This is a genomic window from Robiginitalea aestuariiviva (assembly GCF_029537735.1).
Classification (GTDB): Bacteria; Bacteroidota; Bacteroidia; order Flavobacteriales; family Flavobacteriaceae; genus Robiginitalea; species Robiginitalea aestuariiviva.
Genome location: NZ_JARPUQ010000002.1, coordinates 1,089,859 through 1,112,450, shown reverse-complemented (window position 1 = coordinate 1,112,450; position 22,592 = coordinate 1,089,859). Strand labels below are relative to the sequence as shown.

The 22,592-nt window shown below is 50.5% G+C and carries 27 protein-coding genes; 15 read left to right on the top strand and 12 right to left on the bottom strand.

All coding sequences use genetic code 11. The features are described 5' to 3' along the window. Positions 1-84: 84 nt before the first annotated feature. Positions 85-1,017 carry a sterol desaturase family protein gene (locus OZ410_RS11760; protein ID WP_277708162.1) on the top strand — a complete coding sequence of 311 codons (933 nt, stop codon included), beginning with the start codon at positions 85-87 and terminating at the stop codon, positions 1,015-1,017. A gap of 30 nt (positions 1,018-1,047) precedes the next feature. Here OZ410_RS11760 and OZ410_RS11755 read toward each other — a convergent pair whose 3' ends face one another. The 3 genes from OZ410_RS11755 to OZ410_RS11745 are packed head-to-tail and all read right to left on the bottom strand — an operon-like array spanning position 1,048 to position 2,615. After that, complete coding sequence (locus OZ410_RS11755) at positions 1,048-1,839, bottom strand: TerC family protein (RefSeq protein ID WP_277708161.1); 792 nt, start codon at positions 1,837-1,839, stop codon at positions 1,048-1,050. A 2-nt stretch (positions 1,840-1,841) separates the two neighbouring features. After that, entirely contained in the window at positions 1,842-2,213 is a 372-nt protein-coding gene (locus tag OZ410_RS11750; RefSeq protein ID WP_277708160.1) for a DNA topoisomerase IV, read from the bottom strand. A gap of 33 nt (positions 2,214-2,246) precedes the next feature. Next, positions 2,247-2,615 carry a helix-turn-helix transcriptional regulator gene (locus OZ410_RS11745; protein ID WP_277708158.1) on the bottom strand — a complete coding sequence of 123 codons (369 nt, stop codon included), beginning with the start codon at positions 2,613-2,615 and terminating at the stop codon, positions 2,247-2,249. A 337-nt stretch (positions 2,616-2,952) separates the two neighbouring features. On the opposite strand from OZ410_RS11745, the gene OZ410_RS11740 reads away from it, so the two are divergent. The 3 genes from OZ410_RS11740 (at position 2,953) to OZ410_RS11730 (ending at position 5,070) form a co-directional block, all read left to right on the top strand. Beyond that, complete coding sequence (locus OZ410_RS11740; RefSeq protein ID WP_277708157.1) at positions 2,953-3,975, top strand: M14 family zinc carboxypeptidase; 1,023 nt, start codon at positions 2,953-2,955, stop codon at positions 3,973-3,975. An 83-nt stretch (positions 3,976-4,058) separates the two neighbouring features. Beyond that, entirely contained in the window at positions 4,059-4,538 is a 480-nt protein-coding gene (locus OZ410_RS11735; RefSeq protein ID WP_277708156.1) for an Lrp/AsnC family transcriptional regulator, read from the top strand. A gap of 10 nt (positions 4,539-4,548) precedes the next feature. After that, positions 4,549-5,070 carry a DinB family protein gene (locus tag OZ410_RS11730; protein WP_277708155.1) on the top strand — a complete coding sequence of 174 codons (522 nt, stop codon included), beginning with the start codon at positions 4,549-4,551 and terminating at the stop codon, positions 5,068-5,070. Here OZ410_RS11730 and OZ410_RS11725 read toward each other — a convergent pair whose 3' ends face one another. Beyond that, positions 5,071-5,388, bottom strand: a complete 318-nt coding sequence (locus OZ410_RS11725) for a hypothetical protein (RefSeq protein WP_277708154.1) — start codon at positions 5,386-5,388, stop codon at positions 5,071-5,073. A gap of 118 nt (positions 5,389-5,506) precedes the next feature. Next, positions 5,507-6,568, bottom strand: a complete 1,062-nt coding sequence (gene aroB, locus OZ410_RS11720; RefSeq protein ID WP_277708153.1) for a 3-dehydroquinate synthase — start codon at positions 6,566-6,568, stop codon at positions 5,507-5,509. 95 nt (positions 6,569-6,663) lie between these two features. Here aroB and OZ410_RS11715 point away from each other — a divergent pair, with 95 nt between their 5' ends. Then, entirely contained in the window at positions 6,664-7,830 is a 1,167-nt protein-coding gene (locus OZ410_RS11715; RefSeq protein ID WP_277708152.1) for a proline dehydrogenase family protein, read from the top strand. A gap of 1 nt (position 7,831) precedes the next feature. Here the strand turns inward: OZ410_RS11715 and OZ410_RS11710 are convergent, their stop codons facing one another. The 5 genes from OZ410_RS11710 to tsaE all read right to left on the bottom strand — a co-directional run bounded on the left by OZ410_RS11710 (position 7,832) and on the right by tsaE (position 11,142). Further along, positions 7,832-8,206, bottom strand: a complete 375-nt coding sequence (locus OZ410_RS11710) for a DUF4258 domain-containing protein (RefSeq protein ID WP_277708151.1) — start codon at positions 8,204-8,206, stop codon at positions 7,832-7,834. A 2-nt stretch (positions 8,207-8,208) separates the two neighbouring features. Further along, positions 8,209-9,405, bottom strand: a complete 1,197-nt coding sequence (locus tag OZ410_RS11705) for an alanine dehydrogenase (RefSeq protein ID WP_277708150.1) — start codon at positions 9,403-9,405, stop codon at positions 8,209-8,211. A gap of 123 nt (positions 9,406-9,528) precedes the next feature. After that, positions 9,529-10,170 carry a hypothetical protein gene (locus OZ410_RS11700; protein WP_277708149.1) on the bottom strand — a complete coding sequence of 214 codons (642 nt, stop codon included), beginning with the start codon at positions 10,168-10,170 and terminating at the stop codon, positions 9,529-9,531. Between the two features lie 141 nt (positions 10,171-10,311). Beyond that, complete coding sequence (locus OZ410_RS11695) at positions 10,312-10,536, bottom strand: hypothetical protein (RefSeq protein WP_277708148.1); 225 nt, start codon at positions 10,534-10,536, stop codon at positions 10,312-10,314. A 177-nt stretch (positions 10,537-10,713) separates the two neighbouring features. Beyond that, positions 10,714-11,142, bottom strand: a complete 429-nt coding sequence (tsaE, locus tag OZ410_RS11690) for a tRNA (adenosine(37)-N6)-threonylcarbamoyltransferase complex ATPase subunit type 1 TsaE (protein ID WP_277708147.1) — start codon at positions 11,140-11,142, stop codon at positions 10,714-10,716. 3 nt (positions 11,143-11,145) lie between these two features. Between tsaE and OZ410_RS11685 the strand changes: the two genes are divergently transcribed. Further along, positions 11,146-12,297, top strand: a complete 1,152-nt coding sequence (locus OZ410_RS11685; RefSeq protein WP_277708146.1) for a hypothetical protein — start codon at positions 11,146-11,148, stop codon at positions 12,295-12,297. A 6-nt stretch (positions 12,298-12,303) separates the two neighbouring features. Here OZ410_RS11685 and OZ410_RS11680 read toward each other — a convergent pair whose 3' ends face one another. Continuing rightward, on the bottom strand, positions 12,304-12,675 hold the full coding sequence (locus OZ410_RS11680; RefSeq protein WP_277708145.1) for a hypothetical protein: 372 nt from the start codon (positions 12,673-12,675) through the stop codon (positions 12,304-12,306). Between the two features lie 166 nt (positions 12,676-12,841). Between OZ410_RS11680 and OZ410_RS11675 the strand changes: the two genes are divergently transcribed. Beyond that, complete coding sequence (locus OZ410_RS11675) at positions 12,842-13,150, top strand: DNA-binding protein (RefSeq protein ID WP_277708144.1); 309 nt, start codon at positions 12,842-12,844, stop codon at positions 13,148-13,150. A 5-nt stretch (positions 13,151-13,155) separates the two neighbouring features. On the opposite strand, the gene porX is transcribed toward OZ410_RS11675, so the two are convergent. Beyond that, positions 13,156-14,700, bottom strand: a complete 1,545-nt coding sequence (porX, locus tag OZ410_RS11670; RefSeq protein WP_277708143.1) for a T9SS response regulator signal transducer PorX — start codon at positions 14,698-14,700, stop codon at positions 13,156-13,158. Positions 14,701-14,805: 105 nt separating this feature from the next. Between porX and OZ410_RS11665 the strand changes: the two genes are divergently transcribed. The 8 genes from OZ410_RS11665 (at position 14,806) to fabG (ending at position 22,587) form a co-directional block, all read left to right on the top strand. Further along, on the top strand, positions 14,806-16,035 hold the full coding sequence (locus tag OZ410_RS11665) for an HD domain-containing protein (RefSeq protein WP_277708142.1): 1,230 nt from the start codon (positions 14,806-14,808) through the stop codon (positions 16,033-16,035). 49 nt (positions 16,036-16,084) lie between these two features. Then, positions 16,085-17,107 (top strand): UDP-3-O-(3-hydroxymyristoyl)glucosamine N-acyltransferase, encoded by a 1,023-nt coding sequence (gene lpxD / locus OZ410_RS11660; protein WP_277708141.1) that lies wholly within the window; start codon positions 16,085-16,087, stop codon positions 17,105-17,107. A 4-nt stretch (positions 17,108-17,111) separates the two neighbouring features. Continuing rightward, on the top strand, positions 17,112-18,506 hold the full coding sequence (locus OZ410_RS11655) for a bifunctional UDP-3-O-[3-hydroxymyristoyl] N-acetylglucosamine deacetylase/3-hydroxyacyl-ACP dehydratase (RefSeq protein ID WP_277708140.1): 1,395 nt from the start codon (positions 17,112-17,114) through the stop codon (positions 18,504-18,506). Between the two features lies 1 nt (position 18,507). Continuing rightward, positions 18,508-19,293 (top strand): acyl-ACP--UDP-N-acetylglucosamine O-acyltransferase, encoded by a 786-nt coding sequence (gene lpxA / locus OZ410_RS11650; RefSeq protein ID WP_277708139.1) that lies wholly within the window; start codon positions 18,508-18,510, stop codon positions 19,291-19,293. Between the two features lie 3 nt (positions 19,294-19,296). Next, positions 19,297-19,863 (top strand): elongation factor P, encoded by a 567-nt coding sequence (efp, locus tag OZ410_RS11645; protein WP_277708138.1) that lies wholly within the window; start codon positions 19,297-19,299, stop codon positions 19,861-19,863. A gap of 5 nt (positions 19,864-19,868) precedes the next feature. Further along, positions 19,869-20,807, top strand: coding sequence for a UDP-3-O-(3-hydroxymyristoyl)glucosamine N-acyltransferase (locus tag OZ410_RS11640; RefSeq protein ID WP_277708137.1), 939 nt, complete (start codon positions 19,869-19,871; stop codon positions 20,805-20,807). Between the two features lie 57 nt (positions 20,808-20,864). Continuing rightward, complete coding sequence (sucD, locus tag OZ410_RS11635) at positions 20,865-21,737, top strand: succinate--CoA ligase subunit alpha (RefSeq protein WP_277708136.1); 873 nt, start codon at positions 20,865-20,867, stop codon at positions 21,735-21,737. A 103-nt stretch (positions 21,738-21,840) separates the two neighbouring features. Next, entirely contained in the window at positions 21,841-22,587 is a 747-nt protein-coding gene (gene fabG / locus OZ410_RS11630; protein ID WP_277708135.1) for a 3-oxoacyl-[acyl-carrier-protein] reductase, read from the top strand. Positions 22,588-22,592: the final 5 nt, after the last annotated feature.

Here is a 22,592-nt window from a genome sequence, read left to right as displayed (position 1 = left end):
CTTTAAAACAAGAGGAAACTTTTAATTGTCCAAAAAGGATCGTATACTGCACCCTGAAAAAATCTTCATGCAAAATTTCCCCCAATGAACTTCGCAGATCCACTTGTCTACGGGGTTCCCTGTTTCATAGCCTTCATCATTCTAGAACTCGCCTACAGCAAAACCAAGGGAGACCACCATATCTACCACTGGAAAGATTTATTCGCCAGCGGTTTTATGGGGGTGGGATCGGCCATTATAGGGGCTTCCCTCAAAATCTTGGTTTCCCTGGCCCTGTTCGAGGGGGTATTTGAATTCTTCAACCCCTTGGATCCCCAAAGTGGGGTGCGCACCAATGTATTGGGGTACGAAGCCTTTGGCTATGCGTGGTACATCTGGCCGCTATGTATGCTGGCAGATGATTTTACCTATTACTGGTTTCACCGGGCCAACCACGAAATCCGCATCCTTTGGGCAGCGCATATCGTTCATCATTCTTCCGAAAACTTCAACCTGGGCACCGCCGTCCGAAACGGTTGGTTTACCCTGCTTTACAAGCCGTTGTTCTATGCATGGATGCCGGCTGTCGGTTTCCCGCCAGAAATGGTGCTGGTGTGTTTGGGAATAGAAGCCCTGTGGCAGTTCCAGTTGCATACCGTGTACGCCGGTAAGCTGGGGATTTTCGAAAAGTGGATCAACACCCATACCATGCACCAGGTCCACCACGCCCAGAACCTGGAGTATATGGACAAAAATCACGGGGGTATCCTCAATATCTTCGATCGGGTGTTCGGTACCTGGCAGCCCCTGGACGAATCTATCGACATCCGCTATGGGGTGGTACATGCGCCCAATTCCTACAACCCCCTGGTGATCCTGACCCACGAATTCAAGGATATCTGGGCAGATGTGCGGACTGCCAAAACCATGCGGGAGGCCTTTATGTATGTTTTCGGGCCTCCGGGATGGAGCCCTGACCGCAGCACCCTGACCGTACGCCAGCAGCAGGCCCTCTTGAAGGAATCGGCCAAGGCCTGATCCTGCCTTACCCAGGCAGGGGGTTAGCCCTTACTTTTTAGTGTTATTCAGCCGTCGCAGGTCCAGGAATTCCACCATCAGGGAGAAGGCGATGGCGAAGTAGAGGTATCCCTTGGGGATACTTCCAATCTCATTGTCGAAGACCACCAGGTGAGACAAGTGGGCCGCCTCGGCAATCAGCATAAAGCCAATCAGGATCAGGAAGGATAATCCCAGGATCTGGATAGACGGGTGACGGTTCACAAAGTTCCCCACCGGGTTAGCGAACAACATCATGATGATCACGGAGACCACAACCGCAAGGATCATAAGCACCAGGGCGTCCGTCGGATTGGGGGAGATGCCATTGGTCATCCCGATGGCCGTCAGGATGGAATCGAAGGAAAACACAATGTTGATCACTGTGATCTGGATAATGGCATTGACCAGGGAGGAAGACTGCGCCTTTTTGACCTCCCGCTCGTCGTGCCCCCGATCTTCCACTTTTTCATGGATTTCCTTGGTGCTCTTGTACAACAGGAACAACCCGCCCCCAAAAAGGATCAGGGCCTGCCCGCTAATGGAGCCGTGCATCCAGGACTGATCCAGGGTGAACAGGGGTTTTTTGAGCTGGGTAAGCCAGGTAATCCCGAACAGCAGCAGGATCCGCATCCCCATGGCCAGTGCCAACCCAAGGTTAGTGGCCTTCCGGCGTTGTTTCTCCTCCAGTTTCCCGGCGGCAATGGAAATAAAGATGATGTTGTCTATCCCCAGAATAATTTCCAGGAACGTCAATGTGAGCAGGGCAATCCACGCATCGGGGCTCGTCAGGATGTCGAACATGTCTATTCGGTAATAAAGGCGGTACCCCTGGAGGCTTCCGGGGTCCCTACTATTTTATACTCAAATGTATACGAATTCTCCGTGGTGGACAATATTTTCATGTGGATGGGTTTGGCCTCGGCCCGGGATTCCGGATGCAGGTCGGTAAGGATGTATTCGCAATCATTGATCCAACGGACACTGGCTGAATCCACATTTCCCGCATAGTGCGACACCTCAAGGGAATCTGAACGCACAAAGCGGGTGGTAACCTCCTCGCCATTCAGGTTAGCCGTAAATGTAAAATTCCCGTTGCGGAAAGCCTGACAATCCCGTTGGGGCTGGTAACAGGAAAAAAGAGTCAGAAGGGGCAGCAGCCAACACAATTTCTTCATAAAGCAAATATACGGCTTTACCTTGCTGAAAACTTATAACAACTCTCCGGGCTTATAACTCCTGAAGGTCCCGTCCGCATAAAAAACAACGATGCGCTCTACTGCCGGCGCCTGCTCACGGGCCTGGTTTGGAGGGGGTGTTTCTTTTTGTGATTCCTCCGGGGGTATAGCGGGGGCAGGAGGGAAGGTACCCCTGCCATTCAACAGCCAGTACAAATCCACCTCGGGGAAGCGTTGGATTACCTTCATGATAAAGTCCAGGCTGGGTTTGTTCCGGCCACTGAGCAAGTGGGAGATACTGGAACGCTGCACCCCGATTTCCTCTGCAAAGGCAGCGGCAGTCAATTCGTAATAATCGCAAATACGTTCCAACCTGCCCTTGAATTCCTCACTGTTTACCATGGTAACCCCTTTTCTGAAGTAAATAAAATTGAAGGGCTAATACAGCCATAATACGTTTCTTTTATTCTCTATTTTAAGTTTAAAAGAAGTAATATAAAGTGTTGATGTAAAGCACACTATGTTAATTCATAAAAACGACCTTTACACATGTAACACAAAGCGGTATAAGCGTTCTTTTAATGTATACAAATGTAACATTTTGTTTTACAAATGTAACCATAAGGACTGCTAACTTTGGGGCGTGGTGCCAGAAAAACACGTATACCAATCGATACGCCAAGGTGAGGTCACCGGGCGTTATCTTCCGCCCGGAAAAGTGTTCCCATTGTTGGAGAACATGGATTTCATACGCATGCATATTGGCGGGCAATCCGTTCAGGGAAGACCCATTCCAATCCTGGATTGGGGTCATGGTCCCTCCCGGGTTATGATGTGGTCTCAGATGCACGGTAATGAGGCCACTACCACCAAAGCGCTACTGGACTTGATAAACGAACTGGGAAAAGGCGGGGCCCGGGCCAGCGCCCTGGAGGCATCAGTGACCCTAAGAATTATTCCGCAGTTGAACCCGGACGGGGCGCAGGCCTATACCCGGGTAAATGCAAACGGGATAGACCTGAACCGCGACGCCAAAGAAAAGACACAACCTGAAAGTCGTATCCTAAGGGAGCAATATGAAGGCTTTGCCCCTCATTTCTGCTTTAACCTGCACGACCAACGTACCATTTATAATGTAGGCGAAACCGCCACTCCGGCAACCCTGTCCTTCCTGGCGCCATCTATGGATGCCGGGCGCTCCGTGCCGCCCCAGCGCCAGGAGGCCATGCAGCTGATTGCGGCTATGGCGGCCGATCTGAAACCGGCACTGCCCGGGGGCATTGGCCGTTATGATGATGGCTTTAACCCCAATTGTGTAGGCGACCAGTTCCAAATGGCAGGCACGCCCACCCTCCTTTTTGAAGCTGGCCATTATCCCGGGGATTACCAGCGGGAAGAGACGCGGTATTACGTATATGCCGCCCTGGTTTCTGCCCTGTACCATATCAGCCAGGGTACGCATAGGAAGGTGCCTTTGGAATCGTATGCTGCTATTCCGGAAAACGGGAAACTGATGGTGGACCTGCTCGTGAAGCATGCAGAGGCCTGTAACCCGGCCCTGGCCCGGGGAACATCCCTGGCCATACAGTACCGGGAGGCACTACAGGCAGGTCGGATTGCCTTTATTCCCGAATGGCCGGAAGAGGGGCTTACCCTGGCCCGATTCGCACATGAAACCCTGGATGCTGCAACTCCGCAGGGCAGAAAAGCTCTTAACAGTCGCTCCGGGCTGTTGTCCCTCATACAGGGCGTTCAACCCTGATTTCTTGCGGTATATTCAATATTTCACGGCTTTTGTTATGTAATATTTGGCAATTATGTATTTTTGCCTAAAACCTTATAGACATGGGCAAGGTTAAATTAGATGAAATCGATCACCAGATCCTGGATATGCTGATCGACAATACCCGCACCCCCTTCACCGATATCGCGAAAAAGCTCCTGATTTCGGCCGGAACGGTTCACGTACGGGTAAAGAAAATGGAAGAAGCCGGTATTATTAAAGGCAGCTCCCTGACGCTGGACTATGTAAAACTGGGCTATTCCTTTATCGCCTATGTGGGCATTTTCCTGGAAAAGACCCACCAGACCAAGTTTGTGCTGGAGCGCCTCAATGAGATTCCCAACGTAACCGTGGCACATATCACTACCGGAAAATTCAATATTTTCTGCAAGATCAGGGCCAAGGATACCACGCATGCCAAGAATATCATTTTTAAGATAGACGATATTGACGGTATCAGCCGGACGGAAACCATGATCTCCCTGGAGGAGAGCATCAACGATAAGAAGCGGCTGATGCACACCATCTTCAACGAACTCTGATCCCGGTAGCATGCAACTCGGCCCTTTCCTGAAGGATTGCCCGGAATATTACCGGCCTTACCTGGAAACCCTGGACCCCCAGGACAGCCTGGTGGGTTTTATGCGCCGGCAGCGCGACAACTTCCCTAAGTTCATCCAAAGCATCCCGGATAACCTGTGGCTGCACCGATATGCAGAAGGGAAGTGGAGCGTGGCCGAAGCCCTGCTGCATGTGCTGGATACGGAACGTGTCTTTCAGTACCGGGCGTTGCGTTTTGGACGAAAGGATAACACCCCCCTGCCTGGGTTCGACCAGGACGCTTATGTGCCCCAAAGCGGGGCGAATGGGCGTAGCGCTGATTCTGTTATTGCGGAATATCAGGCCGTAAGGTCTGCCACCATTACCCTTTTTGAAACATTTTCAGAGGCCGACCTGCACTGGAAAGGTACAGCCAGCACCCAAGAGATGTTCCTGGGTACCCTGGGTTGCATTATTTGCGGCCACCAGCGCCACCATCGGGACGTGCTTCGTGCCCGTTATCTGGGGCGTTAGTCAGAACTCAAAGGCCACATCGGTCTCCAGGGATCCGTCGTATTCGGATTCCAGGGCCATGGGTGTGGTTTCCGGGACCTCTTGCTCTGGGTCCGCATCCATTTCCTCAAAATGCGCCATCAGGTAATTCAGGCTTTTTGAGATTTTCACCAGATAAAGTGTTTCCGTGGTCTGGAGTTGCACGGCTTCCACCCAATCCCCGTAGGGATTCTTAAAGGTGATAATGTCTTCATCTCCATATCCTTGCGGGTAAGTATCTATCAGCATACGGGCGAGCTCCGGAGTGAGCTTTCGGGAATCGATAATGGCTCTTTTCATATGGGTCGGGTTGAGGTCGCGCCGGGGGAGTCGCGGATGTTGTTACACCAATCTAACCCAAAATCAAATCGGCCGGTAAAAAGAGTTGTGTAAGTGGGCGTTACGGTAGGTAAAGGGTTTATTCCCTGTAGTATTGGAAAGCCTGATGCAGGGATTCTGCAGGTACTTCACAGTCAAAACGGGCCACCCCGGCATTCTCCAGAAGGGTAAATAGCACCCGACCGCCTGCATTCTTCTTGTCGTGCACCAGCAATTTCAGGATGGGTGCTTCGTCTTCCTTCAAAATGGCAGGCTGCCCGTAAATCCTGAGGATGGTAGTTTTAATGTCCGCACAGGTGGCCGGGTCCAGCCCGCAGGCTGCGATACTGAGGAAAGCCTCCAGAACCATCCCGACAGCTATGGCTTCACCATGCAGGAGGGCTTCCCTGCTGGGGTGCCCCAGGAAGTACGTTTCGATAGCGTGCCCCAGGGTATGCCCGAAATTCAGGATTTTACGCACATTCCTTTCGTTGGGGTCTTCCAGCACCACCCGGTTTTTGAGTTCCACAGAGTGCCGGATCTGTTCCATATCGGTGGCGGGTGCCTCCAAAGCGCGGAGGGAATCCCAGTAGGGCGCATCACAAATCAGGCCGTGTTTCAGCATTTCGGCAAAACCGCTGCGAACTTCACGCTCCGGCAGGGTGGCCAGAAAGCCGGATTCAATCCAAACCATCTCGGGCTGGACAATCACTCCCACCTGATTTTTTAACCCTTCCAGGTCTACCCCGGTTTTACCCCCAACAGACGCATCTACCATAGATAACAGGGTAGTGGGGATATGGATAAACGGGATACCCCGCATGTAAGTGGCGGCCACAAAGCCTCCCAGGTCCGTTACTACCCCGCCTCCCAGGTTGATCAGCAGGCTTTTGCGATCTGCCCCCTGTGCGGAAAGGGCCTTCCACACCTCCAGGCAGGTATGTATGTGCTTGTGCGGTTCCCCTGCCGGGATGGAAAATACGGGCCACCCGGCAGCCTCGGGCAATAATACCTTTAACCGCGGCAGGCAATCCTTCTCCGTATGGCTGTCCACCAGCAGGAATACCTTGGAATACGCATGCTGCCGCAGGTGGTCCTTCAAGGCTGCAGCACCATTTTCGCCAAAGTAAATGTCGTATTCCGGGGTGTGGATAGGGGTCATGGAATTGGGCTTCTCCGGGGTGCAAAATACCCATTTTTTTAGTATGACCTCAGGGGCGGGCACAGTATATTTGTGGGATTGCGAATTTGAAAATAATGGACCGGATTTTTGAAAATACCGCAACGGCATTTGCCCTGAAATCGAACGCCGAACTGGAACGGGCGTATTACCTGTTTCGAATGATCTCCAATGAGCCCCTGGTGAAAATTGGCACCAGCCTGACCAATTTTGCCATCAAGGCCAACCTGCCCGTGGAAGGATTGATCCGCACCACGGTTTTTGACCATTTCTGCGGAGGGGTGAACGAAGAGGATTGTATGCCCGTAGTAGAGCGGATGTGGGAAAAGGGGGTTTGCACGGTTCTGGACTATTCCGTGGAAGGAAAGGACACTGAAGATCCCCTGGACGATGCTCTGGCTAAGACGCTGGAGATTATGGAGTTTGTCAGGCTAAAGGACGCCATGCCCTTCGCGGTCTTCAAACCCACTGGCCTGGGGCGTTTTGCCCTGTTTCAGAAAGTGAGTGCGGGCCAGCCTCTTACCACAGCCGAAACCGCAGAGTGGGAGCGGGTTATCCGACGGTTTGACACTGCCTGTAAAAAGGCATATGACCTTGGGGTTTCCCTGCTGATCGATGCGGAAGAAAGCTGGATGCAGCCCGCTGCCGACCAGTTGGTGGAAGAGATGATGCGCGCCTACAATACCAAAGAGCGGATTGTCTTCAATACGTTGCAGATGTATCGCTGGGACCGTATGGAATATTTTCAGGGGTTACAAGAGCGGGCCCGGCGGGATGGGTTCCGGATCGGGATCAAGATTGTACGTGGTGCCTACCTGGAAAAGGAGAACGAAAGGGCAGAGGAAAAGGGATATCCCACACCCATCTGTGCCAGCAAAGCAGAAACCGATGCCAACTTTGACGCCGCCGTGCGTTATGCCCTGGATCACCTGGACATAGTTTCCCTCTTTGCGGGTACCCACAACGAGGAGAGCTCCTATGCCCTGATGGCCGAAATGGATCAACGCGGCTTTGATCGCAAAGACCCCCGTATCTGGTTTGGCCAGCTGTACGGGATGAGCGACCACATCAGTTTTAACCTGGCAGGCCAGGGCTACAACGTGGCCAAATATCTGCCGTTCGGGCCGGTGCGGGATGTAATGCCCTATCTGATCCGGCGCGCCGAAGAAAACACCTCAGTTGCCGGGCAAACCAACCGGGAGCTCGAATTGCTGCGCAAGGAGCGCAAGCGCCGGGGGATGTAATTCATTCAGGCAGGGGGCGGTACTCCAGCAGACGGCAAACAGAATCGCAGTTTTCAAGGGTTAGGCGCAATGCCTGCTCCTGGTATTGCCCCTCCACCACATAGACACCGCAAGGTTCCTTTCTGGGCGTACTTTGCCCGAAAAGGACTTCCCCGTGTTTCAGTAAGTAAGCTACGGCCAGGGAATCTGTAGGCACCTGCAGTGCAGCCCCTTTTTCCAGGGGCTTGGAGCGCAGGTCCTTCAGGACTCTGCAATTGGGGAGGTAACAGAACTCCACCCCGGTTTCCTCAGATTTCTTACGCAGGAAAACAGCTAAAAAGATCAATCCGATAGACAGCCCGATCAGGTACCATCCGAATCGTTTTAGAAACCCCATATTCAGAAGATAAGAAAATTGATGTCACTGGATTTCATGCCGAACCATTCCCCAACGGTGTGGTTGGACAGAATGCCGTGGTACATATATAGGCCGTTGCGCAACCCTTTGTCGTACCTCAGGGAGTTTTCAAGCCCCCCGTCTTCCCCTATTTTCAAGAGGTAGGGCGTAAAGATGTTGCTGATCGAAATGGAGGCGGTTTTGGGATACCGGGCCGGGATATTGGGCACGGCATAGTGAATGACCCCGTATTTCTGGTAGGTGGGCTTTTTGTGGGAGGTGAGTTCGCTGGTTTCGAAGCATCCGCCCATATCGATGCTGACGTCGATGATTACCGCTCCTTTTTTCATGTTCTCCACCATCTGGCTGCTCACCAGTACGGGTGCCCGGTCCTTTCCGCGGACCGCCCCTATGGCTACATCGCAACGGCGCAGGGCCTTGGAGAGGTTTTTGGGTTGCAGGGTAGACGTATATAAAGGCCGCCCCAGATGGGACTGGATCTTACGCAGTTTGGTGATGGAGTTGTCAAATATTTTTACGTTGGCCCCAAGGCCCAGGGCAGACCGGGCTGCAAACTCCCCAACGGTACCGGCACCCAGGATTACCACTTCCACGGGCGGGACGCCGGAAATACTACCGAACATAAGTCCATTCCCCTCGGAAGCGGCCATGATTTCGGAGGCGATCAGGACGGAAGAAATCCCGGCAATTTCACTCAGGGAACGCACGGCAGGGTAGGAGCCATCCTCGTCCCGGATGTACTCGAAGGCAATGGCCGTAATGCGTTTTTTGGCCAGGGTTTCAAAATATTCCTTTTGCTGGGTCTTGATCTGCAGGGCTGAGATCAGGGTGCTTTGCGGGTTAATCAGATCAATTTCCGCCAGGGTAGGGGGTTCTACCTTTAGGATGATCGGGCACCCGAATATTTTCTTGGTGTCCCGCGTAATTTCGGCCCCGGCCTGCGTATAATCAAGATCAGAAAAGCTGGCTCCCTCTCCGGCACCGGATTCAATCAGGACCCTGTGGCCGTGGGCTGTAATGGCGCTTACGGCATCCGGGGTGAGGCAGATGCGTTTTTCCTGGTATTGACTTTCCTTGGGGATACCAATGAAAAGTTCACCTTTTTGCCTGAGGACTTCCAGTTTTTCTTCCTGGGGCAGGAGTTGTTGCTTGCTGAATGGCGAAGAAGGTTGGTTCATAGGCTCTCATGGGTCAAACCACCCGAACGGTATCTCCCAAATGTACGATAATTGCCGGATTTGCAGGAAATGAAAAAGAGGGCCTAAGCCCTCTTTTGTGGATTGTCACGATGCCCTGAAACGTTAAAACAGGCTTTTCAGGGAATGTTGGATACTGTGGAAGAGTCGACTTAAGGTCTTCTTAGGAACTTGATCGGAAAGTTTTGGGTCAAGCGAGGTTTCATAATCTGAATTCAAATTAAGACCAACTTTCTTTAACTCCTCTTTTTCTTTGTTCTTATAATATTGAAGTTCGGCATCCATCGCTTCTAGATCGATCCCATGAACATATTTATCATAAATCTTTAATCTAACAAAATAGACAAAGGGGATTACCACCATACATACAGGCAACAACCACATCACATTCTTTGTATCAATATTCAAATCCGGAGATACAAGCACTTCGAAGAGTTGAAATGCATACATACAAATAGGAATTAACAAGATGTGATACCACCAATGCTTACATGTAAAAAACCATATAAAGAGGAGATATAAAGGAATGAACTTACTCACAAAGAACCATGCAAATGCATTTAAGTTGTTGAAGCCATTATTATCAATGGTAATACCAATAAAACTTAATGTAGCTTCTGGATCCCGAGAAAAATAATCGTGGGCCTTAAAAACAAAAGGAGATGCGATGATAAAGAAGAGAGCAATGGATTCAATCCAAATCCTCCTTCTGGCGCTTTTTTTTACCTGGATTTCATCTGAAGTCATCGACTTAAAAATTTGGGACACACTTATAACGATCAATTCCGATGAATATTGGAGTTACTAATTACATATGAATGCATTATAAAGAAGAAACCGGGCACTTCATCGAAAAATGCCCGGTTTCAAATTATTTATAGGATTGAATTAATCCTTTTTCTTTCTATCAGGAGTTACATCCGTACGATCAATACTTTGTTTGTTATTCCTATCGGGAGTAACATCAGTTCGATCAATACTCTGCTTTTTTCTATCAGGAGTAACATCTGTGCGATCTATACTATCGTACAAACCATCGCCATCAGCTGTACAAGAGGCACCCAGCAAAATAGCGAAAGCAAAAAGACCAAATATTAATTTTTTAGTGTTCATCGTAATCGGAGGAGTTAAATTTCATTTTCATTAACAAATGTAGGAAATTCTAACGCCTGCATCTGCAATTAAAAATCAAATATAGTGCATTTCACCGATGAAAACAAGCTTTTAGTCGAAAAATATGCAGTTCATCGATTAATATACAATAAAAATTTCTGGAATTTCCGGAAGCTGTCAGGCGGGAGAGGGTAAGATTTCCAGGTGAATTTGCCGGGTATCTGGACTGATTACGGATAGGTGAATTACCGCACGCGACTTGGGTAGCAGCGGTAAAATATGTTCGGCCCATTCGATAAACACCCAATGGTCCCCTGTAAGGATTTCCTCCAACCCCAGGTCATAGCCCTCTTCGGGGTCTTCGATCCGGTAACAATCCAGGTGGTAGGCAGGGGAGGGGCTACAGGGCAAGGGGTGTTCCTCTATCACGGAAAACGTAGGGCTGGTTGCCGGGGTGAGCCCCCCCAAACATTTAAGGATCGCCTGCACCAGAGTGGTCTTTCCGGCTCCCAAAGGCCCGAACAGGCAAACGACTTTACACGGCAACTGGTCTAAAATTTTCTTTGATATTGAATCTATTTCCGCTATATTGTAGATTATATTCATTGTTTGGATAGAAGATATAGGCGCCTTCTTTCAAGCATAATGTATGTCAAAATGAATAGGTGGGCTAATAGCGAAAGTAAAAATTCTGTTTTTTACTTAGATGTATTTCTTGCACTAAGCATTATATCCATACCTTTTTTGATATACCTTCATTTGTTATTTCCAGCAATTGAAAGCTCTGAATTAGTTTTATTTGGAATGGAATTCCAACACGGTTATTATGATAACCAAACATTTGTTTGGCTTGTATTAACCGGTATAGTTCCAATACTATTAATTTCCATTTATTTTCTGGCAGCAAAGGGGTTTTCAAAATATGGACTACTTTTACTCATCTCCTTCTTCTACTTTGATTTTGTTTCAAGTGTTGCCAAACAAAACCTGTTATTCTCTTTGGTTAATTTAAAGGCAATCATTGGGTTGGTTGGTTACCTGGTTCTTTTAATCTATTTGGATCGTCGAATTCAAAAAGTAGTTAAAGACCAGCTATCAATTCCACTACCAAAAATTTTAAAGGAAATTGAAGGCAAGAAATATGAAAGAATAAACAAAACAGCTAAAACGCTAATTAACAATGAGAAGTCTTCAAGTCAGAACCATTATTTGTGCAAGGTATATCGGGTGCTAGAGGTTTTGAATAATGATGAGGAGTTTAAAGCAAATAAATTTTCTAATTATCATCAAAAAGAAGTTTTAAGCAGAGGCCTATTAACTATCTCAATTTTAGTCGCTTCCTTGTTGATAGTAATATGGAATTATATTCCTTTTAATATCGATAAAATTACCTTGCTCGGGTTTGATTTTCCGAGCTTTGGCTTTGAGTCAATCAAAGTTTTCGTTTGGTATTTGGGTGCTAAAGTTGCCATAATTCTAATCAGTTTAATCCAATTCTTCAATAGCAATAAATGGTGGAAATTCGCCTATTTAGCACCAGTGATGATATACCTGTACCAAGTATTCGAAATCCTTTTTTTGGACTCTATAATTATTGAATCTTTTGGCAACGTGAATATTCTACCTTTTGTTTTTCTAACAATATGGGTGGTTATCCTTTTCTCATTTTCGGTCAAGAGAATCCTGCAGGCAGAATATTATAGAGAGATATTAAAATCAAAGTTTGAGGAAGTCATATACAAGGAAGCTTTAGGCAAGTAAGCAGTTCTAATCCCTCCTAAATTCATCCGTAACCTCCTTAAGCAGCTCCTTGAGTTCTTCCCGTTGCCGCTCGCGGATCTTCACTTCAATAATGCGTTCAATTTCCTGTTGCTTGCGGGCAGGTAGTTGGTCAAAATCCAGAATATCCTCTTCTTCCTGGGACTTGAGCATCTTCCCGTCCCCGGTGAGCAGCCAAACCACATTCAGGTCTGGATAGGTGCGGATGATGTTCTCTATAACATCACTCCCGATGGAGGCGCGGTTCTTGTGCATGCGCAGGGTGTAGCCATTACTTGCCCCTATAGATATGTCGAATTGCCTGGCGCTCAGCCCTGCATAATTAATGAATTCGATAAGCCGGTCGATGGTTTTTAACATGTCCTGATCTTAAGTTGCACCAAGGTACGGCTTTCTGTTGAAATAAGAAAATACTCTATGAAATATCTCAAACAGAAAATAAATAGAGAATATATTTTGTTAATAGAGAAAATATACTATATTACACGTCCGGTTAACCGAAACCTAATCTAATAAGATCACACGTATGAGAAACATTAAACATATTGAACGATTGCAGCGGTTGCATCATCTGATTCGGATGGAGTGTTCCGGCGGGCCTTCGGATATAGCCAGGCGGCTGGAAATCAGCGAACGCACGGTGTATTACCTGTTGGACCAACTCAGGGATTACGACGCCAGAATCGAATACGACCGGGGTCGTAAGACGTATTATTACGAAGAGGAATTCGTGTTGGAAGTGAATTTTTCCATCTGTATCGGGGCACCGGACGAAGTGATGGAAATCCTGGAAGGGACTTATTTGCATGGCAACCGGCGGCCCAAAACAGAATAGCCCTCTTAACGGGCCTCCAGCACCACAAAGGGCACTACCATTTCCTCCAGGGAAATCCCCCCGTGCTGGTAGGTATTCCGGTAATAACTCACATAGTGGTTAAAATTGTTCGGGTACGCAAAGAAGAGGTCGTTCTTCGCAAAAATGAATGAGCTGCTCATATTGATGCTCGGCAGTCGCAATTCGGCAGGGCGGGGTGCAGCCAGTACATCCTTATCTTCATAAGTTAGGCTGCGCCCGGTCTTGTACCGGAGGTTTAAACTGGTTTCCCGGTCGCCCACCACCCGGGACGCCTGTTTTACATTTATAGTACCATGGTCCGTGGTGATGATCAGCCGAAATCCCATGGCCTGGGCTTCCTGTATAATGGCAAGCAAGGGAGAATTCTTAAACCAGCTCAGGGTTAAAGACCGATAGGCCTTGTCGTCCGAAGCCAGTTCTTTTATAACCTCCATTTCCGTGCGGGCATGGGAGAGCATGTCTACGAAATTGTACACCACCGCAACCAGGTCCCGTCCTTTCATGCTGCGGAACTGCTGCGCCAGGTGCCTGCCCTGTTTCAGGGAGCTTATTTTGTGGTATTCCCAGTTTAGGTCCAGCCCCAGGCGTTTGATCTGAGCCCCGAGAAAGTCGGCCTCATGAAGGTTTTTACCCCCTTCATCCGTGTCGTTCTTCCACCATTGGGGGTGGCGTTTTTCCATATCCAAGGGCATCAGACCCGAAAAGATGGCATTTCGCGCGTACTGGGTTGCCGTAGGAAGAATACTGTAAAAGGGCTTTTCGACAACTTTGCGGAAGAAGGGATTCAGCGCATCCTCGAAAGCGAACCACTGGTCGTAACGGAGGTTGTCGATCACTACCAGCAGGGTTGGGCCCTGTTCCAATTGCGGCGCCACCCATTCCCGAAACAGCGTATGTGACATTACCGGGGAATCCTCCCCGTTGATCCAATCCGCATAATGCCGCTCCACAAACTTTCCGAATTGTTGATTGGCTTCGGATTTCTGGGATTCCAGGATTTCAAACATGCTTTTATCCTCGATCGACTCCAGTTGCAGCTCCCAGAAAATGAGCTTTTTATACAGGTCAGCCCATTCCTGAGGGGTGCGAACCATAGAAAGGTCCATGGCGATCTTCCGGAATTCCTGCTGGTACCCGGCGGTAGTCTTTTCAGAAACCAGGCGGGAGTGGTCCAGGTTTTTCTTCAGGGAAAGCAGGATCTGGTTAGGGTTAACCGGTTTAATCAGGTAATCTGCGATTTTGGAGCCAATGGCTTCCTCCATGATGGATTCCTCTTCGTTCTTGGTAATCATGACCACTGGCAGGGAAGCATCCAGGCGTTTAAGCTCAGTAAGGGTTTCAAGACCTGATAGCCCGGGCATATTTTCGTCCAGAAAAACAATGTCAAAGGGCCGCTCCTTGACGGCATCCAGGGCATCCTGCCCGCTGTTGCAGGTCACCACATGGTAATTGCGCTCCTCCAGGAACATCAGGTGGGATTTCAGCAGGTCAATCTCATCGTCTACCCATAAGATGGTAAAACTCTTCATAGTAATTGGGGCTCCTTTGGGGATATACGGGCCGGGAGTGCCCTGCGGACGCTGCCGGAAACTAACGGCATTTTGCTACCTTTGACGGGTCTAACGCATCAGGATTTGAAGCGACTTTCCAAGCTCGAAATTTTCAACGATCCAATTTACGGATTTATACGCATACCCAACAGCCAGGTATTCCATTTAATCGACCATCCGTTTTTTCAGCGGTTGCGCCGAATTTCCCAGATGGGGATGAGTTATCTGGTATATCCAGGGGCGCACCATACCCGTTTTCACCATGCGCTGGGCGCCATGCACCTGATGCAGGAAGCCATAGACATGCTTCGTCTTAAAGGGGTTAAGATTTCCGAAGCAGAGGAAGAGGGCCTGCTTGCGGCCATCCTGCTGCACGATATCGGGCACGGTCCATTTTCCCATGCTCTGGAGCAGGAATGGATCCCAGGAATGGATCATGAAGCCATTTCTCTTGCCTTTATGGAGGCGCTGAACCGGGAAAGTTCAGGTCAGTTGGAGATGGCTTTGTCCATCTTTACGGGAAAACACCCGCGGAAATTCCTGAATGAACTGGTTTCGAGTCAGCTGGATATGGACCGCCTGGATTACCTGAAGCGCGACAGTTTCTATACCGGGGTGGCGGAGGGTAACATTAATGCAGAGCGGCTGATTACCATGCTCAATGTGCATGAGGACCGGCTGGTGGTGGAAGAAAAAGGGGTGTATTCCGTGGAGAAATTCTTGATGGCCCGCCGTTTTATGTACTGGCAGGTATACCTGCACAAGACGGGCCTGGCCGCAGAGCAAATTCTGGTACGCATAATTCGCCGGGCCCGGGAGTTGCAACGGCAAGGCCTGTTGGAATCCCCGGGGGGTGCCCTGGGTACCTTTTTGGGGAAACCGGAGAAGGCCGGGGGAATCACGACAGGGCAGCTGGAGGCCTTTGCGCGCCTGGACGATGTAGACATCCTGTATGCCCTGAAGCGCTGGATGGACACCAAAGATCCCGTACTGAGTCGCTTGTGCCGGATGTTGCTTCACCGGCAATTGCCCTCCATCAAGTTGCGGCAAAAACCTGTTTCCCCCGAAAAGCTGGCCAAAAAGAAAGCCAGAGTTTGTGAGGCCTGGGGGCTTAGCGAAGCGGAAGCTGCCTATTTTGTTTTCGGTGGGCAGGTGGAAAACAGGGCCTACAACAGGAAGCGACAGAACATCAATATCCTGCTATCCAACGGAAAAATAACCGACGTGGCCAGCCGCACGGACCGCCTGAATCTGGAGGTCCTTTCGGAACCTGTGGTGAAGCATTATATCTGTTATCCCAAAAAGGGCATTTAACAATTTTTCTTACTTTTGTCCCCACGGTAATCACAAAGCTTCTAAACCCTTGGAATTCACGGCCAGTCAGATTGCAGGCATCCTCGAAGGTGAGGTGGAAGGCAACCCGGAAATCGCTGTACACCGCCTCTCCAAAATCGAGGAAGGTACCGCGGGTTCCCTGACTTTCCTTGCCAATCCGAAGTATACGCCGTACATCTACAGTACAGGGGCTTCCATCATTATCGTCAACAAAGATTTTACCCCGGAACAGCCCCTGGAATCCACACTGATCAAAGTGGATGACGCCTATAAATCCTTTTCGAAATTGCTGGCGTATTACAATCAGGTCAAAAACAACAAGCTGGGGATTGAATCCCCGGTTTTCGTTTCCGATAGTGCCCAGTATGGATCGGATTTCTATCTGGGAGCCTTTGCCTACCTGGGGAACAATGTGCAAATCGGAAACAACGTAAAGATTTACCCCAACGTCTACATTGGAGATAATGTGGTTATCGGCGACGACTCCGTGGTTTTTGCCGGGGCTAAAATCTATTCCGAAACCGTGATCGGCAAGGGTTGTGTGATCCACAGCGGGGCCGTGATCGGGGCCGATGGCTTTGGGTTTGCTCCGGACGAAAACGGAGAGTTCTCTAAGGTACCGCAAACCGGGAACGTGATCCTGGAGGACCATGTAGATGTGGGTGCCGGCACCACCATAGACCGGGCTACCCTGGGTTCTACCATCCTCAGGCGGGGCGTTAAACTGGATAATCAGATCCAGATTGCACATAATGTGGAAATCGGGGAACACACGGCCATTGCGGCCCAGACAGGCATTGCCGGATCTACCAAAATTGGCAGGCACTGTATGATTGGCGGGCAAGTCGGGATTGTGGGGCATATTGTGATCGGAGATCGGGTAAAGGTGCAGGCGCAGTCCGGAATTTCGCGCAACGTGCGCGATGACGAAGTGCTGCAAGGTTCTCCGGCCCTTGGATATGCAGACTTTAACAAATCCTATGTGCATTTCAAGAACCTGCCCAAGCTGGTAAACCGGCTATCTGACCTAGAAAAAGAAAATTCCAAATAGGGATATGACCAAGCAACGTACCATTGCAAAAGAGGTGACCCTTAAAGGTGTGGGGCTCCACACCGGCGAAAACGTCACCATGAAATTTGTGCCGGCACCCGTAAACCACGGATTTGCCTTTAAACGCGTAGATCTGGAAGGGGAGCCTATTATTGAGGCGGATGCCACGTATGTCATTAACACCCAACGCGGTACCAATCTGGAAAAGCGGGGGGTGAAAATCCAGACTTCGGAACACGTGCTTGCTGCCCTGGTGGGGCTGGAGATCGACAATGTCATGATCGAACTGGATGCCCCCGAACCCCCGATCATGGATGGTTCATCCAAATTCTTTGTAGAAGCCCTGGAACAGGCTGGGATCGTGGAGCAGGAGGCGGACCGCGAGGTTTATGTCGTTAAGGACGTGATTACATACCGGGACGAAGCCACCGGGAGCGAGATCACGGTTATCCCGTCAGAAGAGTACCAAATTACCACCATGGTAGATTTTGGCACTAAGGTACTGGGCACCCAGAATGCCACCCTGGAGCGCCTTTCGGATTTTAAGCTGGAAATATCGGATTCCCGCACCTTCAGTTTCCTGCACGAGCTGGAAATGTTGTTGGAACACGGGCTGATCAAGGGCGGGGACCTGAATAACGCCATTGTGTATGTGGACAAGGAAATTTCCGAGGCCACAATGAAGAAATTGCAGAAGGCTTTTAAGAAGGACAAACTGTCCGTGAAGCCCAACGGCATCCTGGATAACCTGACCCTGCACCATCCCAATGAAGCGGCCCGGCACAAGTTGCTGGATGTGATCGGGGACCTGGCTTTGATCGGGATGCGGATACAGGGAAAAGTCATCGCCAACAAACCCGGCCACTACGTCAATACCCAGTTCGCCAAAAAACTGGCGAAGATGATCAAGCTGGAAAAACGGAACAACGTCCCCAAATACGACCTGAACAAAACGCCCCTAATGGATGTATCCCAGATTATGGGGATGCTGCCGCACCGCCCGCCGTTTCTGCTGGTCGACAAAATCCTGGAACTCTCCGACAAGCACGTGGTAGGCGTAAAAAATGTGACGATGAACGAACCGTTCTTTGTCGGCCACTTTCCTGGAGCGCCTGTTATGCCGGGGGTCCTGCAGATTGAAGCTATGGCGCAGACCGGGGGTATCCTGGTATTGAGCACTGTGCCGGATCCTGAAAACTACCTGACCTATTTCATGAAGATCGACAATGTGAAATTCAAGCAGCAGGTGGTGCCGGGCGACACCTTGATCTTCAAATGCGACCTGATGTCTCCCATCCGACGCGGCATTTGCCATATGCAGGCCTACGCCTACGCCAACGGCAAGCTGGTTTCGGAGGCCGAGCTCATGGCGCAGATCGTCAAAACCAAAAATCAATAGTATGAATCAGCCGCTGGCGTATGTGCATCCCGGTGCCAAGATTGCCAAGAATGTGGTCATCGAACCCTTTGCCACCATTCACAACAATGTGACCATAGGTGAGGGGACCTGGATCGGCTCCAACGTAACCATCATGGAGGGGGCACGCATCGGTAAGAATTGCAACATCTTCCCCGGAGCGGTAATATCCGCCCCGCCCCAGGACCTGAAATACAATGGGGAGGAAACCACCGTGGAAATCGGCAATAACGTAACCATTCGCGAATGCGCCACCATCAACAAGGGTACTGCGGACCGGATGAAGACGGTGATCGGCAAAAACTGCCTGGTAATGGCGTACTGCCACATTGCCCACGACTGTATAGTGGGTAATAACTGTATTTTTTCCAACAACACCACCCTTGCCGGGCATGTTACCATTGGGAGTCATGTGGTTCTGGCCGGTATGGTTGCGGTGCAACAATTCGTTTCGGTGGGCAACCATGCTTTTGTGACCGGGGGTTCCCTGGTGCGTAAGGATGTGCCGCCCTTCGTGAAAGGGGCGCGTGAACCCATGTCTTACGTGGGAATTAATTCCGTCGGGCTTCGGCGACGCGGGTTCAGCACCGAGAAAATCCGGGAAATCCAGAACATATACCGCATCCTCTACCAGCGGAACTATAACAATACCCAAGCCGTCCAGATTATTGAGGCAGAAATGGAGGCTACCCCCGAAAGGGATGAGATTTTACAATTTATCCGCGATTCCCAGCGGGGTATTATGAAAGGCTATTTCAGTAATAATTAATTTATGGCAACAACTTCCGATATCCGTAAAGGACTTTGTATCCGATACAACCACGACATCTTTAAGATTGTCGAATTCCTGCATGTAAAACCCGGGAAAGGCCCTGCTTTTGTGCGAACCAAGCTGAAAAGTTTGACCACCGGCAAGGTAATTGACAATACCTTTTCCGCAGGGCACAAGATCGAAGACGTGCGCGTGGAAACCCGTTCCTACCAATACCTTTATAGCGAAGGGGATACCTTTCACTTCATGAACACAGACGATTACAACCAGATTGCCCTGCAACGCAGCGCCCTGGATGCCCCGGAGCTCATGAAGGAAGGGGAGATAGTAACCATCATGTTCAACACCGAAGACAGCATGCCCCTTTCCGTGGATATGCCCGCCAGCGTGATCCTGGAGGTTACCCATACCGAGCCCGGCGTAAAGGGAAATACCGCCACCAATGCCACCAAACCGGCCACTATGGAAACCGGGGCCCGCATCAATGTGCCGCTCTTCATCAATGAAGGCGACCGCATAAAGGTGGATACGTCCAACGGTTCCTATATGGAACGGGCTAAGGAGTAAGGCGTATGAAATTCCCGCGGACCCATACCCTCGCAGAGGTTGCCGAAATTATCGGCTCCGCTTATGAAGGCCCTGCCGATTTTCCGGTGGAAGGCATGAATGAAATCCACGTGGTGGAACCGGGCGACATCGTTTTTGTAGACCATCCGAAGTACTACGACAAGGCCCTGCAATCTGCTGCAACCGTGGTACTGATCAATAAAAAGGTGGAGTGCCCCAAGGGTAAAGCCCTCCTGATTTCCGACGATCCTTTCCGGGATTTCAATACCCTGACCCGCCACTTCAGGCCCTTTCGCCAGGCCGCGTCCGGGGTTCACCCCAGTGCCCGAATTGGGAAGGGCACCGCTCTGGGACCCAATGTGGTGATAGGGGAAGGGACCGTAATCGGCGAGGATTGTATTATACATGCGAATGCCGTAATCGGGGCCCATTGCATCCTCGGTAACCGGGTAGTCGTACAATCCGGTTCGGTGGTGGGTTCCGATGCGTTCTACTACAAAAAGCGTCCTGAGGGCTTTGACCGCCTGCTTTCCGGGGGGCGGGCCGTCCTGGAGGACGACGTGGAACTCGGGGCCCTGTGCACTATAGACCGTGGCGTTAGTGGCGATACCCGGATCGGACGCGGCAGTAAACTGGACAACCAGGTACACGTGGGGCACGATACGGTAATCGGTCAGCGCTGCCTGATTGCCTCCCAGACCGGAATAGCCGGTTGCGTGGTAATGGAAGATGAAGTCACGCTATGGGGGCAGGTTGGGGTAACCAGCGCCATTACCATCGGCAAGGGAGCGGTAGTATTGGCCCAGACCGGCATCTCCAAATCCCTGAAGGGCGGGCAGACCTATTTTGGCAGCCCGGTGGAAGAAGCCCGGGAGCGGCTCAAGGAGCTTGCCGCCGTACGCCAATTGCCCGGCCTGATACAAGAACTGAAAAAACGGACCTGACTGCTGGGGACATTCCCCGAAGAAGGCCTATTTTTGTGCAAATTAAAATGAGATCGAATGAGCGTTTTAGTCAATAAGGATTCAAAAATCATTGTACAGGGATTTACCGGGAGTGAAGGGACCTTTCACGCCGGGCAGATGATCGAGTACGGCACCAACGTGGTTGGGGGGGTAACCCCTGGTAAAGGCGGACAGGAACACCTGGGCAAGCCTGTTTTCAACACGGTGGCGGATGCCGTGGCCGAAACCGGTGCAGACACTTCCATCATCTTTGTACCCCCGGCCTTTGCGGCAGATGCCATAATGGAAGCTACAGATGCGGGCATCAAGGTGATCATCACCATTACCGAAGGTATCCCGGTAGCCGATATGATCAAGGCCTATGACTATGTGAAGCGATACGGGGCGCGCCTGGTTGGGCCAAACTGCCCAGGAGTAATTACTCCCGGGGAAGCCAAGGTGGGGATTATGCCCGGCTTTGTCTTTAAAAAGGGCCATGTAGGAATCGTTTCCAAGTCCGGGACGCTCACCTACGAAGCAGCGGACCAGGTGGTGCGCCAGGATCTTGGTATTACCACAGCTATTGGAATTGGCGGAGACCCCATAATCGGGACCACTACCCGTGAGGCCCTCCAGATGCTCATCGAAGACGAAGAAACCCACTGTGTAGTCATGATCGGTGAAATTGGTGGCCAATTGGAGGCAGAGGCCGCCCGTTGGTACCAGGAAAGCGGCAGTAAAAAGCCGGTGGTTGGCTTTATAGCAGGGGAAACAGCCCCTGCAGGGCGGACCATGGGTCACGCCGGGGCTATTGTGGGAGGTGCGGACGACACCGCCCAGGCCAAAAAGCGCATCATGAAGGAATGCGGGATCCACGTGGTGGATTCTCCTGCCGAAATCGGGCAGAAGGTAAAAGCAGTCCTATCCTGAGGCGTTAAAAGCGTTATAAAGTCCCGCTCAGGCGGGATTTTTTTATGGCGGAATGCCTATTCCGCTTTATCTTTGAGATAGATCCAACCAAAACAGCATACTCATGAAAATCCTGGAAGGGAAAAAGGCCATAATCACCGGGGCCAGCAGAGGTATCGGAAAAGGAATTGCCACCGTATTTGCCCAGCATGGGGCTGATGTGGCATTCACGTACAGCAGTAGCGAGGGCCCGGCCCTGGAATTGCAGCAGGAACTCGAGCAATTCGGAGTAAAGGCCAAAGCCTATAAGAGCAATGCGGCCAGTTTTGAAGAGGCCGAACAGCTGATTTCCCAGGTCCTGGAGGATTTCGGGGGCGTAGACATCCTGGTGAACAATGCCGGGATCACCAAAGACAACCTGCTCATGCGCATGAACGAGGAAGATTTTGACCAGGTTATCGATGTGAACCTTAAATCCGTTTTCAACATGACTAAGGCCATTCAGCGGACCTTCCTGAAACAACGCAGTGGCTCCATTATCAATATGAGCAGCGTGGTTGGGGTGAAAGGCAACGCCGGGCAGTCCAACTACGCGGCCTCCAAAGCCGGGATGATCGGGTTTACCAAGAGTATTGCCCTGGAGCTCGGCTCCCGCAATATCCGGTGCAATGCCATTGCACCGGGCTTTATCGAAACCGAAATGACCGGTAAGCTGGATGAGAAGACCGTTCAGGGCTGGCGGGATGCCATCCCCCTTAAACGGGGCGGCACGCCCGAAGATGTGGCGAATGCCTGTCTCTACCTGGCCTCCGATCTTTCGGCTTACGTTACCGGGCAGGTCCTCCATGTAGACGGGGGCATGCTCACATAACCCTA

Excerpts from the sequence above, each read along its gene's own strand:
- OZ410_RS11760 (WP_277708162.1), top strand. The coding sequence starts at position 85 with ATGAACTTCGCAGATCCACTTGTCTACGGGGTTCCCTGTTTCATAGCC.
- OZ410_RS11755 (WP_277708161.1), bottom strand. The coding sequence starts at position 1,839 with ATGTTCGACATCCTGACGAGCCCCGATGCGTGGATTGCCCTGCTCACA.
- OZ410_RS11750 (WP_277708160.1), bottom strand. The coding sequence starts at position 2,213 with ATGAAGAAATTGTGTTGGCTGCTGCCCCTTCTGACTCTTTTTTCCTGT.
- OZ410_RS11745 (WP_277708158.1), bottom strand. The coding sequence starts at position 2,615 with ATGGTAAACAGTGAGGAATTCAAGGGCAGGTTGGAACGTATTTGCGAT.
- OZ410_RS11740 (WP_277708157.1), top strand. The coding sequence starts at position 2,953 with ATGGATTTCATACGCATGCATATTGGCGGGCAATCCGTTCAGGGAAGA.
- OZ410_RS11735 (WP_277708156.1), top strand. The coding sequence starts at position 4,059 with ATGGGCAAGGTTAAATTAGATGAAATCGATCACCAGATCCTGGATATG.
- OZ410_RS11730 (WP_277708155.1), top strand. The coding sequence starts at position 4,549 with ATGCAACTCGGCCCTTTCCTGAAGGATTGCCCGGAATATTACCGGCCT.
- OZ410_RS11725 (WP_277708154.1), bottom strand. The coding sequence starts at position 5,388 with ATGAAAAGAGCCATTATCGATTCCCGAAAGCTCACTCCGGAGCTCGCC.
- aroB (WP_277708153.1), bottom strand. The coding sequence starts at position 6,568 with ATGACCCCTATCCACACCCCGGAATACGACATTTACTTTGGCGAAAAT.
- OZ410_RS11715 (WP_277708152.1), top strand. The coding sequence starts at position 6,664 with ATGGACCGGATTTTTGAAAATACCGCAACGGCATTTGCCCTGAAATCG.
- OZ410_RS11710 (WP_277708151.1), bottom strand. The coding sequence starts at position 8,206 with ATGGGGTTTCTAAAACGATTCGGATGGTACCTGATCGGGCTGTCTATC.
- OZ410_RS11705 (WP_277708150.1), bottom strand. The coding sequence starts at position 9,405 with ATGAACCAACCTTCTTCGCCATTCAGCAAGCAACAACTCCTGCCCCAG.
- OZ410_RS11700 (WP_277708149.1), bottom strand. The coding sequence starts at position 10,170 with ATGACTTCAGATGAAATCCAGGTAAAAAAAAGCGCCAGAAGGAGGATT.
- OZ410_RS11695 (WP_277708148.1), bottom strand. The coding sequence starts at position 10,536 with ATGAACACTAAAAAATTAATATTTGGTCTTTTTGCTTTCGCTATTTTG.
- tsaE (WP_277708147.1), bottom strand. The coding sequence starts at position 11,142 with ATGAATATAATCTACAATATAGCGGAAATAGATTCAATATCAAAGAAA.
- OZ410_RS11680 (WP_277708145.1), bottom strand. The coding sequence starts at position 12,675 with ATGTTAAAAACCATCGACCGGCTTATCGAATTCATTAATTATGCAGGG.
- OZ410_RS11675 (WP_277708144.1), top strand. The coding sequence starts at position 12,842 with ATGAGAAACATTAAACATATTGAACGATTGCAGCGGTTGCATCATCTG.
- porX (WP_277708143.1), bottom strand. The coding sequence starts at position 14,700 with ATGAAGAGTTTTACCATCTTATGGGTAGACGATGAGATTGACCTGCTG.
- OZ410_RS11655 (WP_277708140.1), top strand. The coding sequence starts at position 17,112 with ATGACCAAGCAACGTACCATTGCAAAAGAGGTGACCCTTAAAGGTGTG.
- lpxA (WP_277708139.1), top strand. The coding sequence starts at position 18,508 with ATGAATCAGCCGCTGGCGTATGTGCATCCCGGTGCCAAGATTGCCAAG.
- efp (WP_277708138.1), top strand. The coding sequence starts at position 19,297 with ATGGCAACAACTTCCGATATCCGTAAAGGACTTTGTATCCGATACAAC.
- OZ410_RS11640 (WP_277708137.1), top strand. The coding sequence starts at position 19,869 with ATGAAATTCCCGCGGACCCATACCCTCGCAGAGGTTGCCGAAATTATC.
- sucD (WP_277708136.1), top strand. The coding sequence starts at position 20,865 with ATGAGCGTTTTAGTCAATAAGGATTCAAAAATCATTGTACAGGGATTT.
- fabG (WP_277708135.1), top strand. The coding sequence starts at position 21,841 with ATGAAAATCCTGGAAGGGAAAAAGGCCATAATCACCGGGGCCAGCAGA.